This is a genomic window from Psychromonas sp. (genome assembly GCF_047632955.1).
GTDB lineage: Bacteria > Pseudomonadota > Gammaproteobacteria > Enterobacterales > Psychromonadaceae > Psychromonas.
Genome location: NZ_JBLIED010000002.1, coordinates 144,679 through 161,391, shown reverse-complemented (window position 1 = coordinate 161,391; position 16,713 = coordinate 144,679). Strand labels below are relative to the sequence as shown.

Here is a 16,713-nt window from a genome sequence, read left to right as displayed (position 1 = left end):
GCTCTCGAACATCGAGTTTTTAGCTCACAGCTCGCAGCTCGCCACTCGCTTTTATCCTTCTCGCTTTTAGCCCTCGCCCTATCCGCTACTCACAGCTTATTGCTCGCAGCTAGTGGCTCGATACTCGTTGCTTGTTTATAGGTGCTGATTAAAATCAATATCACTGCAGCCGAGCACCACTTTAACGCGGTTAGATGCGCCCAGTTTTTTGAGAATGGAAGAAACATGGCTTTTAACCGTTGCCTCTGAAATAAACAGATTAACGGCAATCTGTTTATTTGCTTCTCCCTGGGAAAGGTTTTTTAATACCATCAGTTCGCGGCGTGTCAGCGTTGCAATTTTTTCCGGTAAAACAACAAATTCATTATTCGGTTTTGGCACTTTCGGCAAACGCATGATATCCGCCGGCAGGCAGACATTACCCGCAAAAACACTTTCAAGCGCATCAACAATGCACGTTTTAGAAGATGATTTAGCAATAAACCCGACCGCACCGTAGGAGAGTGTCTGCAGTATTGTGTGTTTATCCCGTTCTGCCGAAATAATCACCACGGGTATTGTCGGGCATTCATTACGCAACGCTAATAACCCCTGCAGACCGGACATTCCGGGCATATTAAGATCTAAAAGAATGAGGTCAAGATCGTCATGGTGTTTAACAAATTCAAGCGTTGATTCAATATCTTCTGTCTGTTCTACGCGCGATCCATCAAAGCTTTCAGCAATAATATTGGCGATTGCATCTCTGAACAAAGGATGATCATCTGCGACTAAAATTTTATACATACGAAGGGCCTCTGCGTAATAAATAATGCAGGCACTTTAACAGTTTTTTTGTGCGTACAGACAAGGATACGCCAGCCATGTGATGTTTGACGCCCTTTCAAGTTCATTATTATGAACGCTTTGGTTTATGTCTATTTTTTGATGTTAAATTTATGTTTTTTCGCGAGGAAGAAAGAGCGGCGAGTCTTGAGCTTCGAGCTCTCCACTCCTAGTTATCGGTAGGGTGTATTTTATGCACCGTTAAAGATGTTCGGTGCGCGGAGCACATCCTACGGGTTATGTTATCGGTAGACTGCCTTTTATGCACCGCAAACAGGTAATCGGTGCACGGAGTGCACCCTACGAGCCTTAGTACCGAAACGCACCAATATTGCATGCTTAGAACCCCGATTAAAACATCTCGGGGATGACGTTTGGAGGACGCATGTTTTTCCTGTCATTCCCGAAGTCACTTAATCGGACAGTGACAAATTTGTCAGGAACAAATTTGAACGTTGGAATTTACGACAACGACCTGAAAGGCGGAGGGCAGGACGCCCAGAGTAATTTACGGGAGTTCAGTCTTATGAACGGGCTAAGCTCTGCGTGCCCTTTCTCAGTTCCAAAAACACAAAAGCTCTACTTTTAAGTGGCACTCTAAATTGGAATCCCGCCTTCAGGCGGGCAAAAGCAATAACGAGTGCTAACCGGCATAAACTTGCAAGCACCGAGCATGAAGGCTCAGTCCCAAAAACACAAAAGCTCTGCTTTTAAGTGGCACTCTAAATTGGAATCCCGCCTTCAGGCGGGCAAAAGCAATAACGAGTGCTAACCGGCATAAACTTTCAAGCACCGAGCATGAAGGCTCAGTCCCAAAAACACAAAAGCTCTGCTTTTAAGTGGTACTCTAAATTGGAATCCCGCCTTCAGGCGGGCAAAAGCAATAACCAGTGGTAAGCGATTTAAATCCTAGGACACTAGCAAGTGCCGAGCCTGAAGGCTCAGTTCCAAAAATATCCCGACATCGCCTTCAGGCCTTTAGGCCCTCTAGCCGTTCTTCCTAGCCTAAGTTAGGTTTTAACACCTCAAACATGGCTTCAATATGATCATCGCGATCATTTAACGCGGCGATATAGCGATATTTTTCACCGCCGGCGTGTTTAAATATCTCGCGATTTTCAACTTCAATCTCTTCCAGAGTTTCTAGACAATCCGCGCTAAAAGCAGGGCTGATAATGGCGATATCTTTAATGCCTTCTGCAGGATAACTTTTTAAGGTTGCATCGGTATAGGGTTTTAACCATTCGGCTTTACCAAAACGACTTTGGAAAGTGCTGACAACGCACTCCTTATCCAGGCCAAGTTTTTCGACTACCAGACGGGTTGTTTGCAGGCACAAACAATAATAAGGGTCGCCATTATTCAAAAACTGTTTGGGCATTCCGTGATAGGAGAAAACTAATTTTTGCGGCATGCCATTTTTCTGTAAATCCTCACTGACACTGTTGGCTAACGAATTGATGTAGGCTGCATTTGTGTGGTATCCATTAATAAAGTGCAGCTCGGGTACCCAGCGCCATTTGCATAAAACTTTAGAGACAGCGTCAAATGTTGAACCGGTTGTAGGGCTTGAATATTGCGGATACAAAGGAAATACCACAATGCGCGTAAAACCCTTTTCACGTAATTCTTCCAGACCCGCTTCAATGGAGGGATTACCGTAGCGCATGGCCATCACTACCTCGGTATTTTCATACCCCCGGTCTTTTAAAAGGGCGCTCAGTTTATCGCGCTGAACACCTGTCATATGCGTTAGAGGGGAACCATCCTTGGTCCAAACACTTTCATACAGTTTGGCAGAGCGTTTAGGCCGTGTTCTAAGAATAATGCCGTGTAAAATCATCATCCACAGTAAACGCGGGATTTCAACGATACGCCGGTCGGATAAAAACTCTCTTAAATAGATGCGTAACGCTTTGGGGGTCGGGGCGTCGGGGCTGCCGAGGTTGGTAAGTAAAATGCCGGTTTTTTGATGAAAACGTCCTTCATGGGGGTTGTCGGTAATACCTGAAAATCGTGACACACAAAGCTCCTTTTGAGCAGATAGATTTAAAATAAACACTGCGCTCTAAACGTCAGTGGTTTTAGAACATTTTCTGAGTGAAGTGATAGGGCACTCATTTTGATCGCCTAGGAAGCACAAGTCAGCGGTTTTATGCTAGTGGTGACATAATTGACCGATAGATCCCATTTTGAAATCGACCAGCGCCATAACAGCGGATTAAAGGCAAAACCCTTTTTATCTAACGGTCTAAGCCCGGCTTTTTCGGTAATACCGGAAAGCTCGTTTGGGGTGATAAACTTGCCCCATTGATGCGTGCCGACCGGCAGCCAGCGCATCACCCGTTCAGCGCCGATAATGGCCATCATATAACTTTTAGGATTACGATTGATAGTGGAACAGATCATTAATCCGCCGGGCTTTAATAAAGCCGCGCAGGCATTGAGAAAAACCTGCGGATCAGCAACATGCTCGATCACCTCCATATTAAGGATCACATCAAACAGCTCACCCTCATCCACCAAAGCCTCGGCCATGGTATGACGATAATCAATGCTTAGTCCCGATTTCTCCGCGTGAATTTGCGCCACGGGAATATTCCGCGCAGCCGCATCCGCTCCGACCACCTCAGCACCGAGCGATGCCATCGGCTCGCTTAACAAACCACCCCCGCAGCCGATATCGAGCAACCGTAAACCTTCAAAGGGCTTATGAGAATTGCGGTCACGGGCGAACTTGGTGGTTATCTGCTCAACAATATACTCTAGCCGCGTGGGGTTGAGCATATGCAGGGGTTTAAACTTTCCCTTTGGATCCCACCACTCGGCTGCCATCGCTTCAAATTTAGCAATTTCGAATTGGTCAATCGTATTTGTGGATTGTGTTGCACTCATATTATTAACCTACCATTATTAATCTGAATTCGGATTACAGCTCAATATTTTCATCTTCGCCTTAACACCGTCAGCTTCGCCTCAACACCGTCATCTTCGAGGTGTTTTAATCGAAGATCTCGATGCGATAAGGCTTCTTAGAAAGAAAAATAGTTGGCTAACATTATGGCGCTATAAACCATTTCGGTGGCGCTCTTTTAGTCCATTTCGCAAATTTGCTTTTATCACCCCGATAAAAATTTCGATAAGCCGATACCGGATCGTTGATCACTTTATACTGATTAGGCATGGCCTGAGGAAAGGTGGTTAATCCGATAGGCAGAAATGAATAATCAGACATTTCAGTCAGCACAGCGATAGATTTGTGATCACAATGCTTGTCGTATCGATATTTGTATTCTTCATTCAGCTCAAGGACTAATTCACTCAGCCACTGAAAATTATCAAAAGAGGCTTCGGCCCATAAAACCGAGGGATGATTTACATGCGTTGATTTATAAGGGGTAGAAAAGCCTTTTTTATTCAATGCAGTACAAAGTATTTGCACACTTTCCAGAATCATTTTAACGACGTGCTGATCACAATGATATTGTGCACATGTTCTAATATCATTATCCAGAATGAAAATATTCATTAAAGCCTCACTATCTGTTTTCCTGATATTTTATGCTAATACTGAAAATATTCTTTTATAAATTTTCATTGTCAGCCAATAAATTTGATATTCTTTTAAAAAAAATGTCCAGAGTCTCTTTTTTCTGATAATCAAAATCGTGTGAACCGTGAAACATTAACGTAACAGTCAAATCCTTATAGGCCAACCAGCAGGTATATCCGTCGAAATCCTGAGATGCACGAATACCGGAAAGCTCATAAACGCCATCAAGCTTGCTGCCCTTAGTGGTTACTAAATTAAATATCTGTAACAGGTTTTGTTTTTTTATTCGATCTAAATACATAACTTCGCTCTCCTGAATATCTTAAAGTCATTTATTTAAAAACTGAGCTTATTAATCATTGAATCAATCAGTTCAAAGGTTAAAAGCCCGACCGATCATAAATTTTGGCTATCAGATCATTTATATACGAGTCAAAAGGGGATAAAGATCAATTGTTGTAGCAGCTCAGCATATTGAAGCTAATTTAAAATCAGTCGAATATATATTTTGCGTAAATTGTTTCACTTAGTTTAATGAGATAGTCTTTACCGTAAGGTCCATTTTCAATGTCCTGTTCAAGAAAATCCGGTAAATCTTTAACGTACTCATCGCAGAAATACGCAATACCACAAGCAATGGATGCCACGCTATCGGTATCTCCGCCAAGCTTGACAGATTTATCAAGCACCTCACTCAGAGAACTAGATTGAGATAAAACCGTTAAAACGGCATCAATAGTATCAATCGCATTACATTCTGTTCTGCTCGCTTTATCCTTTTGAAATATCTCCTGTGTCTGTTGGCAAACATAATCAAACAAACCCTCTTTTTTGCCTAGTTGATTAACAAAATAGTACACCGCTAAAGCGACGGCTTGTGAGGCAACAATGCCTTCATAGGAATTATGAGTCACTGCAGCTTGAATGCGCGCTTTCTCAAGCATCTCGGTTTTATCTTTAATCAAACCTAAGGGCACCGAGCGCATCGCCGATCCATTACGCACGCTGTCAGAAAACATATTTTCAATAAATTCCGTTGCTGTTTGGGTATTCACTAAAAAACCATAAAAATCGTTGGAATAAGATGCGCGGGGATCGCGTTTAAAAGCCTTTAAAAAGTATTCAGCGACCAGATGTTCGTTCCACGGACCAGACTCATTAACCATTAATTCAGCAATCGCTATCGACATTTGCGTGTCATCCGTATAACAACCGGCAGGGGTTTTATCTAAGCAAGCCTGATGATATTTGCTAAGGCAGTGGTTTTCTTTAATATACTCGTCTTCAGTAAACTCAAATCCCGCACCGTAAGCATCGGCCATGGCAATCACTAATAACATTTACTCGTCCTTTTTGTCTCGATAGGGATATGCGCTTGATAATGTTAACTATTCAGTCTGCTGCGCACTAGTAGTTAGATTACCCCCTTTGATTTAAAATACCATTGAGTTGTTTATTTGTGCATTTTTTATCTCACTATTGGTTATTAACGAGCTTGCCATTCAGGAATTGGCTTCTAAGCAGGCTCTACCTTGTATAAAGCACTACCAATTTCGCTTGGGGTTTAATATGCCTGTCCTGATTTTACATACCTTTATTTTTCAGTCTAAAATCTTCAATCCAAATGGCCAGCGTTTGTCGTTCTTCAGAGGACATATTCGTTAAGTTAGCTAAGGGCATATCCTGGTTAATCACAGTGCGCGTATAAATTTTTTCAGATTGTGTTTTAACCGACTCCATGGAGTCAAACATCAAACCCGCCGGTGCGCTGCTAAACATAGCGGAACGTGGTGTTGCGCTATGGCATTCAGTGCAGCGTTTTTCTATTATTGACCATGCTTGCTGATTAGAAACCTGCTTTGCATTAGTCCGTGGAGCAAAGCTTGACCAGGGTGCAATGGCAAGCATCAATGCAAAGAATGCCGCTATGCCACTGATTAAAATAGAGGGTTTATTAATGTGACGCTGTTTAAGGTTAAAAAAGTGTCTGATCCACATGCCGATCATAATTAAAGCGATTAAAACTAACCACCCATATTGATGGGTATAGGTATGAGAAAAGTGATTACTCAGCATAATAAAAATAATGGGTAGCGTCGCATAGTTATTATGTATTGAGCAACGTTTAGCTTTTAATCCGACCTTGGGGTCCGGCGTTCTACCCGCTTCTACTTCGGCCACTAAATAACGCTGACCGGGCATTATAATATGGTAAACATTGCCCGCCATACAGGTGCCGATCAGCGCACCAATATGAATATAGACCGCCTTATCTGCAAATAAGCTATCTAATCCCCATGCCCAAAAAGCTAATAAGACAATGATTGTTGCTGTAAACAAGTAACTTCTTTCAACTAAAAATGAGTTACATAACAGTCGATAAACCGTGTAACCAAGCGCAATACTTGCAAGCGATGACAAAATGGCGTTTATTTTGGAAAGGTCACTTTTGCTGCTGTCTAATAAATTGGCATCAGCCCCTACGTAATAGAGTAAGCTGAACAGTAAAATACCAGTGATCCAAGTAGTATAGGCTTCCCACTTAAACCAATGTAAGGTTGTGGGCATCTGCTGTGGCCCGTTTTGATACTTGGCTATTTCGTAAAAACCACCTCCGTGTATTGCCCATAAGTCACCACTGATCCCTTTGTCTGATTTTTCCTGCGGAGGTGTTTGTAAGCTATTGTCTAGCCAGGCAAAATAAAATGATGCTCCAATCCATGCGATGCCCGCAACCACGTGAAAATACCGTAAAACTAAATGAGCAATTTCGATTAAATAATTTTCCATAAAACATCCTATTTATTTCTATCCGTTTTTTACGTTGCGATCGAGTCTGCAATGCCCGCCGTTTTTGCAGTGTTACAAGGTGAATTTTGAAAAAGGGCTGCTTAATAAAATCAGCTTCCCCGGTAAGTTGAGTAGCCATAAGCCGCCAGAAGTAAAGGAATATGATGATGTTTGCTATCTTGTATTCGAAAACATATTTCTGCGCTTGGGTAAAAAGCCGGGGTGTTTTGCTGCAGCCAATAATCATCCAGTTCAAAAACTATTTTGTAGGTCGCAAAAAGTTGTTGCGGATCCTTATTTTTGTACCAGGTATTGCTTTCCCAGTGGTTAATTCGGCCATCATCATTGGTCACCGCGCTAGAGAGCAGTTGCCACTCTTTACCGTTTAGAACAAATAATTGGGTTTGTACATTAGCGGCCGGCTTGCCCAGTGATGTATTTAATATGTGGGTAGTAATAGGAGATTTATTCATAATAATTTTTCCAAACGTAGTGTGGTTATTTTAGCTTGTTCGTTAGCGGCGATATTAAGCTCGTTTAAGCTGTCATTGCTGATTCTCTTTTTGATTAATTCCAACATTTGCGGTGCACTTTTACCCGACGCACAGACAATAAAAATGAAACCAAATTTTTGTAAATATTGCTGGTTTAGGTTGTGCATTTCCTCAACGACTGATTTTTCTGCATCGGACATTCCTGCCTGTTCGTGACCTGCGCTATCTGACGTGTTGGCATACTTTGCAAGCAAGGTTGTTAAATCGCCTATTTGCGGGTGCCCCGCAAAAGCGGCAAGATAATCGTTTTTGGTCAGCTGCAAAAAGCTTTTTTCTGATGCTGTCAATAAAGCAATGGAATCAGCAAAAGGGCGCGCACTAAGCATGCTTTCTACCCAGTTCGGTGCACAGCAGCAGTTTTCTAACAGCGCATAGGCTTGCGCTAAATTTGCACTGTTTATCTCATTCAAACTCATTCTTTTTCCTTTTCAATATTGATCGCTATTAAGCACCAGGCAGCGCTTTTAAAATAATTGATATGCAGCAATGAATATTGCATATCTTTGCTCCGGCATATCTCCACTATGGTGCGTAAGTCATTTAAAATGTGCATTTTTGGTGCTGCTTGTGCATTTTTTAGTTGCACATATTCAGTCAGTCAGTGAACAACTTTATTTCCTTTTTTTTACTCCTTCCCTTGCCAGTAAAGGTTTGTCAGGCTTTTTTATTGACATGTTGTTAACATTTTTAGAACAATTAATTAATAGTTGGTAAGGTTCTTGCTTAGATCATACCAACTTTGACCGATCGGACAGATTGTTTCATCAGTCATATCACGCTGAGCGAGATAACCTCCAGCTGGCAGGTCGTAATCCAGGCTTTATTATTCAATTATCATGGCAGAAAAAGGGAATTATAAATGAACAATGGTAAGCGCTTAGCGATGCTTGGAATTACTAAACAATACCCTGGTTGCAAGGCTAACGATAAGGTTTCTCTGACTATAGAGCACGGTGAGATTCATGCGTTATTAGGTGAAAATGGTGCGGGAAAAAGTACCTTGATGAAGATGTTATATGGTGTTGTAAAACCTGATTCCGGAGAGATATTGTGGAATGGTAAAGCAGTAAAAATAGACCAGCCGGCGGTCGCCCGAAGTTTGGGTATAGGCATGGTTTTTCAACATTTCTCACTATTTGAAACCCTTACTGTCACTGAAAATATTGCTTTGGTATTAGGCCGTGAAGCTGGCAACCCCAAAATCTTAGCGGATCGTATTAAAACAACCTCCGAGCGTTATGGTATGCCATTAGATCCCGACCGTCGTATTTCGAGTTTATCCACCGGTGAACGTCAGCGGGTTGAAATTGTGCGCTGTTTATTACTGGATTTACAATTACTCATTTTAGATGAACCTACTTCTGTATTAACGCCGCAAGAAGTGCAGGCGTTATTTAAAACATTAAAAAAATTAACCAATGAAGGCTGCTCGGTGCTTTTTATCAGCCATAAATTGCACGAAGTGGCAGAGCTTTGTGATAGTGCGACTATCCTGCGCGCAGGCAAAGTTACCGGGCATTGTAATCCCAAAAATGAGACCCCGGCATCCATTGCTCGAATGATGGTGGGTGACGATATCGCCATCAGTAATGAAACTCATCGCTCACTGGGGGGGGAGGTGTTTGCCCGGATTGAAAATTTATCAACCGCGTCGCAAGGGGACTTTGATGTCGCACTAAAAAACATCAATTTAGAGGTTAAAAAAGGTGAGATTGTGGGTGTCGCCGGGGTTGCCGGTAATGGGCAGGAAGAGTTACTGAAGGTGCTCTCCGGTGAGGTGATTAACCCTCACTCAAAGGCGATCAAATTTGCAGGTAAGATTGTCGATCAATTATGTCCATTACAGCGTCGTCGTTTAGGGTTAGCTTTTGTGCCGGAAGACCGCCTGGGAAGAGGTGCCGTCCCCGATTTGGACTTATGTGATAACACCTTGTTAACCAGTTTCGATTCTAACTTGGTGAAAAAAGGGTTTCTAAGAAAACCAGAAATAACCCGTCTGACAAATAAAATAATCAAAAATTATAAGGTAAAAACAGCGGGGAATCATAGTCATGCAGCAAGTTTATCAGGAGGGAATTTACAAAAGTTTATTATCGGCCGCGAGATTGAACAGGAACCGCGCTTTTTATTGATGTCGCACCCAACCTGGGGAGTTGATATTGGCGCTCAGGTGGCTATTCACGATGCCATTTTAAAGCTCAGAGATCGTGGCTGTGCGATTTTAATTATCTCTGAAGATTTGGATGAACTGTATAAAATTTGTGATCGCTTAGGGGCTATTTGTGATGGCAGTATTTCAGATTTTTTACCACCAGAAGAGCTTCCGCTAGTTCAACTGGGACAGTGGATGGCAGGTGTTTTTGAAAACGCGTCAGTCGCAGGCTCAATGAATGCAAATTTAACTGGAGCAATGACATCATGATCAAGTTAGTACCTCGAGGTCAAACCTCTGAAAAATGGCGTTATTTGTCGCCAATCCTGGCTATTTTTTTGACTTTACTTGCCAGTTTAATACTTTTTTGGGGATTAGGGCAAAATCCTCAAGAGGCTATTTACACCTTTTTTATTAGCCCTATCGATGATTGGTATGGTGTTAGCGAATTACTGGTTGTTGCTATCCCCATTTTGCTGTGCGCCTATGGACTCGCTTTATGTTACCGCGCTTCGATTTGGAATATTGGTGCTGAAGGGCAACTGTTATTCGGTGCGGTAGTGAGCACCACCATGGCGCTGCAGTTTGTTGATTCAACCAGCGACTGGGCAATGCCTTTAGCCTTGCTGGCAGGTGTCGCCGGCGGCATGGTTTGGTCGGGCATCGCGGCTTTTTTAAATTTGCGTTTAAATTGTAATGAAACATTGGTCACCATCATGATGAATTATATCGCCCTGAATACCTTGTTATGGGCGGTCTACGGACCGTTAAGGGATCCTAATGGTTATAACTTCCCTGAAAGTGCATTGTTTGGGGACAGTACTTTACTCCCGGTTATCTTTGAGGGAACCCGGCTGCATTTAGGATTGTTGTTGGTGTTACTCGCTTTAGTCATTGTCTGGGTATTTATAAGTAAAACCTTTTTAGGTTTTCAAATAAAAGTATTAGGCCTGGATAAATCAGCGGCACGGATGGCTGGGTATAAAGAGCAAAAATTGGCATTTATGGTTTTTTTGGTGGGTGGTGGATTAGCAGGTCTTGCCGGGGCAATCATAGTCACAGGAACAACCGGCCAATTAATTCCCGCAATTTCTCCCGGTTATGGTTATTCGGCAATTATTGTCGCCTTTCTTGGGCGTTTACACCCAATAGGAATAACTCTGGCAGGCTTGTTAATCTCTTTGATTTTTATGGGAGGAGAAATGTCGCAAATGACCTTAGGGCTGCCGAGAGCGATAACCGGTATTTTACAGGGATTGATACTGTTTTTCTTGCTCTCCTGCGATGTGCTTATTCGATACCGAGTGGTAGTGAACTATAAAATGGCTGAGAAGCCATTAAAAACGATATAGGAGATCAGCAGATGGATCTGGATTTAATAACTAACATTTTGTACGCCATGATCATGACGGGCACGCCACTGCTGCTGGTTGCGCTCGGTGAAATGGTTTGTGAAAAAAGCGGTGTTTTGAATTTGGGGCAAGAGGGCATGATGTTAATCGGTGCTGTTGCGGGTTTTATCGCCATGTATCAGACCGAAAGTTACTTTATTGCCTTTGCCTGCGCCGTGCTGGCGGGTATTTGTATGTCGCTGTTGTTTGGTTTTATCGTCCTGAACTTTAATGCTAACCAAGTTGCTGCAGGATTAGCCTTGACCATTTTTGGTAGCGGGTTGTCTGCCTTTGCCGGCAGTGGTTACGAAGGCAAACAGATTGCGGTTTTACCAACCTTATCGATTGACGTATTACAAAATATTCCACTTATAGGTAAACCCTTATTTGCACAGAATTTTATTGTCTATTTAAGTTGGATTTTAGTGTTTGCCGTGTATCTGTACTTTCGTTATAACCGTCATGGTTTGGCGGTTCGTGCGGTAGGAGAAGATCCAAACGTTGCCAGTAATTTAGGTTTGCCGGTTATGCGTATTCGCTACTTGACCGTCATTTTTGGTGGCGCAATGGCAGGCCTCGCAGGAGGCTATTTATCAATTGCTTATACTCCCATGTGGAGCGAGGGAATGGTTTCAGGTAAAGGCTGGATTGCACTGACATTAGTTGTTTTTGCCAGTTGGCGAATCGAGCGGGTGATTTTAGGTGCCTATCTGTTTGGTTTGGCAAGTATCATGCATTTAGTTGCGCAAGGGCTAAATTGGTCTGTTTCATCAAACCTGTTAGCTATGTTGCCCTATCTGGCGACCCTCGGAGTGCTTATTTTACTTAGTCGAGATAAACAAAAATTAAGACTGTTTGAGCCCATGGCGCTGGGTAAACCGTGGCACAAAAATCACTAAATAGAGAGAACCAAATAAAGAGAACCAAATAAAGAAAATCATGATATCACCAGAATGGGTTTGTTTATCATGGGGTTGCAGGGAAAGGGTTGGATTTAAGTGGTGAAAATAGCATGTAAGCTCATAACTAAGGAACTATTATGAACAGAGAAACACAATCAGAGCTGATTTATCAATTAAACGATAAACCTTCAGCCAAAGAGTCATTTTTTGCTGCGGTGCAGCATGTTCTGGCCAGTTTTGTTGGCATTATTACCCCGACATTAATTATCGGAGGCGTCTTAGGTTTAGGGAGTGAAATTCCTTATCTGATCTCAATGGCTTTAATGGTTTCTGGGGTTGGCACTATCATTCAAGCAAAGACAATTAAGCGTATTGGTGCCGGAATGATTTGTGTTCAAGGTACCAGCTTTGCATTTTTAAGCTCTATTTTAGCAGCGGGTTTTATTGCAAAAGCACAAGGTGGCGGTCCTGATGAAATTTTATCTCTGATTTTTGGGGTTTCTGTATTGGGCGCATTTGTTGAAATTGGCGTGAGTCAATATTTACACAAGCTTAAACGTGTGATTACGCCCATTGTGACAGGTACAGTGATCACCATTATTGGTGTGAGCCTGATTAAAGTCGGTTTTACCGATCTTGCCGGTGGTCAGTGGGTAATGGACAATAAACCTGAGTTCTTTGGCAGTTTTCAGAATCTCTTTTTAGGTTTTATTGTCATGGCAACTATTATTTTGGCGCATAAGTTTGGCAATCAATGGGTAAAACTCTCTTCTATTGTAATTGGTATGTTGGTGGGACTGGTTGTTGCCATCTTTATGGGGAAAGTTGATTTACATCTTATGACCGAAGTACATTCAGTGGTAAGTATTCCCATACCGTTCAAATATGGTTTTTCCTTTGATATTGCCGCTTTTATTCCGATTGCACTGATTTATTTGATCACCTCTATTGAAACGGCAGGAGATCTTACTGCAAATTGTCTTGTTTCCAAAGAACCTATTCAAGGTGAAGGTTACCTTCAACGTATTAAAAGTGGTGTTTTAGGTGATGGTGTTAATTCTCTTATTGCAGGTGTTTTTAACACTTTTCCCAACACAACTTTTAGTCAAAATAACGGGGTTATTCAAATGACCGGTATTGCCAGCCGATATATCGGTATTTGGATTGGTGCTATTTTGATGATTCTTGGTTTGTTCCCTCATATTGGCGCGCTTTTTAGAGCTATTCCAAATTCTGTTCTGGGTGGGGCGACGATCATTATGTTTGCAACTGTTGCAATCGCCGGGATTAAAATCTTGTCAACCGTTGATTTAAACAGAAAAAACATGATGATTTTAGCGGTCTCTTTTGCGATAGGGCTGGGTGTGCTATTAGTTCCTGAGGTTGTTAATGCTCTTGCCGCTAATATAGGCGGTAGCCCAGGGAAAATATTTGCCAGTATATTTGGCTCTCCGATTACAGCAGGTGGTTTAACCGTTGTTGCTCTGTCTTTATTTTTAGGTGAGTACTCCGATGATTTTGACCCTGTTATTCAGGACTTTCCTTTTGAAGAGGATCTAGTCACTACTGATAAGGTTAAATAACCACAGAGATATAAAAGCATGCGCTTATTTGGCGCTATGCTTTGATTGATATTTTAATCTATTCTCTTGTTTGTTGAGTATTGAAACAAAGATAAATGTTAAGAAAGGGGCAAAATGAATAAAAAAATTTGGATTAAATCACCTTTAGCGATATTGGCTGAGAATGCCGACAATGGCATTGTTATACAAGGCAGTAAGATAGTTGAATTAGTTCCTAAAGGCGCGCTGCCAATGAGTGCTTTTGATGAGATTTATGATGCCGCTGAGAGTGTTGTTCTTCCTGGTCTTATCAACACTCATCATCATTTCTATCAAACCCTGACACGTGCTCATCCCGATGCGCTTAACAAGGAACTGTTTCCGTGGTTGACTTCACTTTATAAGGTCTGGACTCACCTTGATGAAACCATGATTTACCATTCTACAAAGTTGGCCCTGACCGAATTATTGCTCTCAGGATGCACCACCGCCAGTGATCACCATTACGTTTTTTCAGAGAACTTGGAAAATGCAATCGATATCCAAGTTGAAGTTGCGCGTGAACTTGGCATGCGAGTGGTCTTAACGCGCGGCTCTATGAGTCTCGGGCAAGATGATGGCGGCTTACCGCCGCAGAGTGTTGTTCAAGATGAACAGCGTATTTTAGATGATTCTACTCGGCTGATAAATACTTATCATGAAACCCATCAAGGTGCGATGACGCAGATAGCGTTAGCGCCATGCTCACCATTTTCCGTCTCTACTGAACTGATGATAGAAAGTGCAAAAATAGCGAAAGAAAATAAGTTGTGTTTACATACACACTTAGCCGAAACTATCGACGAAGAGAATTTTTGTCTTAAAAAGTTCGGTATGCGCACCGTCGATTATCTTGAACATGTTGGTTGGCTTCATGATCGAACATGGTTAGCGCACGGTATTCACTTTAATGATGAAGAGATACAAAGACTCGGTGCGGCGAAAGTCGGTATCGCACATTGTCCCACTTCGAATATGATGTTGGCTTCAGGCATTTGTAAGACCCTTGAGTTAGAAAAACAAGGGGCAATTATCGGCATTGGCGTGGATGGTTCCGCATCAAATGATGGCTCCAATATGATAACTGAGGTGAGAATGGCCATGTACCTGCAAAGATTAAAGTATGGCTCTTCGAAAATCACCCATCAAAAAGCCTTTGAATGGGCGACCAAAGGCTCTGCGCAAATACTTCGGCGTGATGATATCGGTGAAATTGCGGTGGGCAAAGAGGCCGATTTGGCACTGTTTAAATTGGATGAACTTCGTTTTTCAGGTTCTCACGACCCGCTTGCTGCACTGCTTTTATGCGGCGCAACCAAGGCTGACCGAGTGATGATCGCGGGAAAATGGAAAGTGATTGATGGGGAAGTTTTAGAAATGGATATTAAGCAGCTGATGTTGCAGCATAGCGCGCAGGCAAAAAAATTATATACCGCCGCATTAAATAATTAAGGGCAGATTTTTATTAGTTGCACTACATGTTTCAATGACTGACCCGCTTAATGCGAACACGTGCTTATTGCCCGTGTCGCTTTGAGCATCTGCCGATTGTCTTCACTCTCCTTTTTGGTAGGCGCATTCGCCCATGATATAAGTTTCACTAATAATCCGGTCATCGCCGAGCATCATCAGGCTAAATAATCTCTCTTCTAAACTTGAACACTGCTTTAATCGAAAACCCAAGAATGGTGTGGGCGCATTATCTAAGACCAAAAAATCAGCTTCACAGCCGGGCATGAAATTACCTATTGTTCCCTCTAAATCCAGTGCTTTAGCACCTGCCAACGTGGCCAGATAAAAACCTTTAAAGGCCGACATTTTATTACCTTGTAATTGCTGCACTTTATAGGCTTCATTAAAGGTTTGAAACAGTGAAAAACTGGTGCCTGCACCCACATCTGTTCCCATAGCAACGGTAACACCATGTTGCTCGCAAGCTTTTAAATTAAACAAGCCGGAGCCAAGAAATAAGTTTGAAGTAGGACAATGGGAAATAGCGGCCTGATGTTTGGCTAAACTTGTTAACTCTCTCTCGGAGAGATGAATGCCATGCGCAAAAACGGCGCGTTTTTGCACCAGATCCGCAGACTCATATACCGCAAGATAATCTGAATGTTGCTCAAACAAATTTTTAACTAAGCTGCATTCGTCAATATTTTCCGACAAGTGAGTATGTAGATATAAACCCGGGTATTCTTTCAGTAATTTACCGCAGTTGTTGAGTTGCTCCGGCGTTGAGGTCGGGGCAAATCTGGGTGTTACGGCGTAGCTTAAACGGTCAACACCGTGCCATTTTTCGATCAATTTCTTACTCTGTTGATATCCGCTTTCCGCCGTATCGGCAAGCTCTGTCGGGCAGTTCCTATCCATCATCACTTTACCCGCTATCATACGTAAATTGCGCTTTTGTGCCTGACTGAAAAAAGCATCGACAGATTGCGGGTGCACGGTACCAAAAACTAATGCTGTGGTGGTGCCATTGCGTAATAACTCATTGATAAATATATCTGCAATCTCCTTGGCGTAGGTCAGATCAGCGAATTTTTGTTCCGCAGGAAAAGCATATTTATTCAACCAGGTTAATAATTGCTCGCCATGAGCTGCAATCATTTCCGTTTGCGGAAAATGGATGTGGGTATCGATTAAGCCGGGAATAATCAACTGACCGGTAAAATCTTTAATCTGGCTGTCTGGTTGCGCTAACAGTGACGCATATTGCGCTTTTATTTCTTCAGCAAAACCGGCCTTTACCACTTTCCCTTGTTGAATCAGCAGCGCGCCCGGTGAAAAATAACGATGTGCCTGTTGGTCGAGTTCATTGGGATCGCCAACACAATCTAAAATGTCGCCTAAAACTAATAAAATTTCTGACTTTGTAACTGTCATATTTTGTTACCTTTATGAATGGAAAGTATGGGGCGTTCGGCTCGTCGCTAGAGATAAAG

15 protein-coding genes are annotated in these 16,713 nt (G+C 42.3%); 5 read left to right on the top strand and 10 right to left on the bottom strand.

The features are described 5' to 3' along the window. Positions 1–135 precede the first annotated feature (135 nt). The 9 genes from ACJAZP_RS02475 to uraD form a co-directional block, all read right to left on the bottom strand. Positions 136–786, bottom strand: a complete 651-nt coding sequence (locus ACJAZP_RS02475; RefSeq protein WP_415229151.1) for a response regulator — start codon at positions 784–786, stop codon at positions 136–138. Between the two features lie 1,039 nt (positions 787–1,825). Further along, on the bottom strand, positions 1,826–2,848 hold the full coding sequence (hemH, locus tag ACJAZP_RS02470) for a ferrochelatase (RefSeq protein WP_415229150.1): 1,023 nt from the start codon (positions 2,846–2,848) through the stop codon (positions 1,826–1,828). A 107-nt stretch (positions 2,849–2,955) separates the two neighbouring features. Further along, positions 2,956–3,720 (bottom strand): bifunctional 2-polyprenyl-6-hydroxyphenol methylase/3-demethylubiquinol 3-O-methyltransferase UbiG, encoded by a 765-nt coding sequence (ubiG, locus tag ACJAZP_RS02465; protein ID WP_415229149.1) that lies wholly within the window; start codon positions 3,718–3,720, stop codon positions 2,956–2,958. 163 nt (positions 3,721–3,883) lie between these two features. After that, entirely contained in the window at positions 3,884–4,354 is a 471-nt protein-coding gene (locus ACJAZP_RS02460) for a pyrimidine dimer DNA glycosylase/endonuclease V (RefSeq protein WP_415229148.1), read from the bottom strand. Positions 4,355–4,409: 55 nt separating this feature from the next. Then, the gene (locus tag ACJAZP_RS02455) at positions 4,410–4,679 is read right to left on the bottom strand and encodes a DUF3081 domain-containing protein (protein ID WP_415229147.1); all 270 of its coding nucleotides are present in this window, start codon (positions 4,677–4,679) and stop codon (positions 4,410–4,412) included. Positions 4,680–4,869: 190 nt separating this feature from the next. Then, positions 4,870–5,718, bottom strand: coding sequence for an ADP-ribosylglycohydrolase family protein (locus ACJAZP_RS02450; protein WP_415229146.1), 849 nt, complete (start codon positions 5,716–5,718; stop codon positions 4,870–4,872). A 244-nt stretch (positions 5,719–5,962) separates the two neighbouring features. Then, positions 5,963–7,168, bottom strand: coding sequence for a urate hydroxylase PuuD (locus ACJAZP_RS02445; RefSeq protein WP_415229145.1), 1,206 nt, complete (start codon positions 7,166–7,168; stop codon positions 5,963–5,965). Between the two features lie 110 nt (positions 7,169–7,278). Then, positions 7,279–7,641, bottom strand: coding sequence for a hydroxyisourate hydrolase (gene uraH / locus ACJAZP_RS02440; protein WP_415229144.1), 363 nt, complete (start codon positions 7,639–7,641; stop codon positions 7,279–7,281). Further along, positions 7,638–8,138, bottom strand: coding sequence for a 2-oxo-4-hydroxy-4-carboxy-5-ureidoimidazoline decarboxylase (uraD, locus tag ACJAZP_RS02435; RefSeq protein WP_415229143.1), 501 nt, complete (start codon positions 8,136–8,138; stop codon positions 7,638–7,640). The genes uraH and uraD overlap by 4 nt, the downstream gene beginning before the upstream one ends. Positions 8,139–8,581: 443 nt before the next feature. Here uraD and ACJAZP_RS02430 point away from each other — a divergent pair, with 443 nt between their 5' ends. From ACJAZP_RS02430 to ACJAZP_RS02410, 5 genes are all read left to right on the top strand, one after another. After that, positions 8,582–10,144 carry an ABC transporter ATP-binding protein gene (locus ACJAZP_RS02430; RefSeq protein ID WP_415229142.1) on the top strand — a complete coding sequence of 521 codons (1,563 nt, stop codon included), beginning with the start codon at positions 8,582–8,584 and terminating at the stop codon, positions 10,142–10,144. Continuing rightward, positions 10,141–11,226: an ABC transporter permease gene (locus tag ACJAZP_RS02425; protein WP_415229141.1), complete on the top strand. Its 1,086-nt coding sequence runs from the start codon at positions 10,141–10,143 to the stop codon at positions 11,224–11,226. Before ACJAZP_RS02430 ends, ACJAZP_RS02425 begins: the two co-directional genes overlap by 4 nt. Positions 11,227–11,237: 11 nt before the next feature. After that, the gene (locus tag ACJAZP_RS02420; RefSeq protein WP_415229140.1) at positions 11,238–12,164 is read left to right on the top strand and encodes an ABC transporter permease; all 927 of its coding nucleotides are present in this window, start codon (positions 11,238–11,240) and stop codon (positions 12,162–12,164) included. A 140-nt stretch (positions 12,165–12,304) separates the two neighbouring features. After that, positions 12,305–13,750, top strand: a complete 1,446-nt coding sequence (locus ACJAZP_RS02415; RefSeq protein WP_415229139.1) for a uracil-xanthine permease family protein — start codon at positions 12,305–12,307, stop codon at positions 13,748–13,750. A gap of 114 nt (positions 13,751–13,864) precedes the next feature. Then, entirely contained in the window at positions 13,865–15,220 is a 1,356-nt protein-coding gene (locus ACJAZP_RS02410; protein WP_415229138.1) for an 8-oxoguanine deaminase, read from the top strand. 102 nt (positions 15,221–15,322) lie between these two features. Here the strand turns inward: ACJAZP_RS02410 and guaD are convergent, their stop codons facing one another. Beyond that, a complete protein-coding gene (guaD, locus tag ACJAZP_RS02405) occupies positions 15,323–16,654 on the bottom strand; it encodes a guanine deaminase (protein WP_415229137.1) in 1,332 nt (443 codons plus the stop codon). Positions 16,655–16,713 lie beyond the last annotated feature (59 nt).

Excerpts from the sequence above, each read along its gene's own strand:
- ACJAZP_RS02475 (WP_415229151.1), bottom strand. The coding sequence starts at position 786 with ATGTATAAAATTTTAGTCGCAGATGATCATCCTTTGTTCAGAGATGCA.
- ubiG (WP_415229149.1), bottom strand. The coding sequence starts at position 3,720 with ATGAGTGCAACACAATCCACAAATACGATTGACCAATTCGAAATTGCT.
- ACJAZP_RS02460 (WP_415229148.1), bottom strand. The coding sequence starts at position 4,354 with ATGAATATTTTCATTCTGGATAATGATATTAGAACATGTGCACAATAT.
- ACJAZP_RS02455 (WP_415229147.1), bottom strand. The coding sequence starts at position 4,679 with ATGTATTTAGATCGAATAAAAAAACAAAACCTGTTACAGATATTTAAT.
- ACJAZP_RS02450 (WP_415229146.1), bottom strand. The coding sequence starts at position 5,718 with ATGTTATTAGTGATTGCCATGGCCGATGCTTACGGTGCGGGATTTGAG.
- ACJAZP_RS02445 (WP_415229145.1), bottom strand. The coding sequence starts at position 7,168 with ATGGAAAATTATTTAATCGAAATTGCTCATTTAGTTTTACGGTATTTT.
- uraH (WP_415229144.1), bottom strand. The coding sequence starts at position 7,641 with ATGAATAAATCTCCTATTACTACCCACATATTAAATACATCACTGGGC.
- uraD (WP_415229143.1), bottom strand. The coding sequence starts at position 8,138 with ATGAGTTTGAATGAGATAAACAGTGCAAATTTAGCGCAAGCCTATGCG.
- ACJAZP_RS02430 (WP_415229142.1), top strand. The coding sequence starts at position 8,582 with ATGAACAATGGTAAGCGCTTAGCGATGCTTGGAATTACTAAACAATAC.
- ACJAZP_RS02425 (WP_415229141.1), top strand. The coding sequence starts at position 10,141 with ATGATCAAGTTAGTACCTCGAGGTCAAACCTCTGAAAAATGGCGTTAT.
- ACJAZP_RS02420 (WP_415229140.1), top strand. The coding sequence starts at position 11,238 with ATGGATCTGGATTTAATAACTAACATTTTGTACGCCATGATCATGACG.
- ACJAZP_RS02415 (WP_415229139.1), top strand. The coding sequence starts at position 12,305 with ATGAACAGAGAAACACAATCAGAGCTGATTTATCAATTAAACGATAAA.
- ACJAZP_RS02410 (WP_415229138.1), top strand. The coding sequence starts at position 13,865 with ATGAATAAAAAAATTTGGATTAAATCACCTTTAGCGATATTGGCTGAG.
- guaD (WP_415229137.1), bottom strand. The coding sequence starts at position 16,654 with ATGACAGTTACAAAGTCAGAAATTTTATTAGTTTTAGGCGACATTTTA.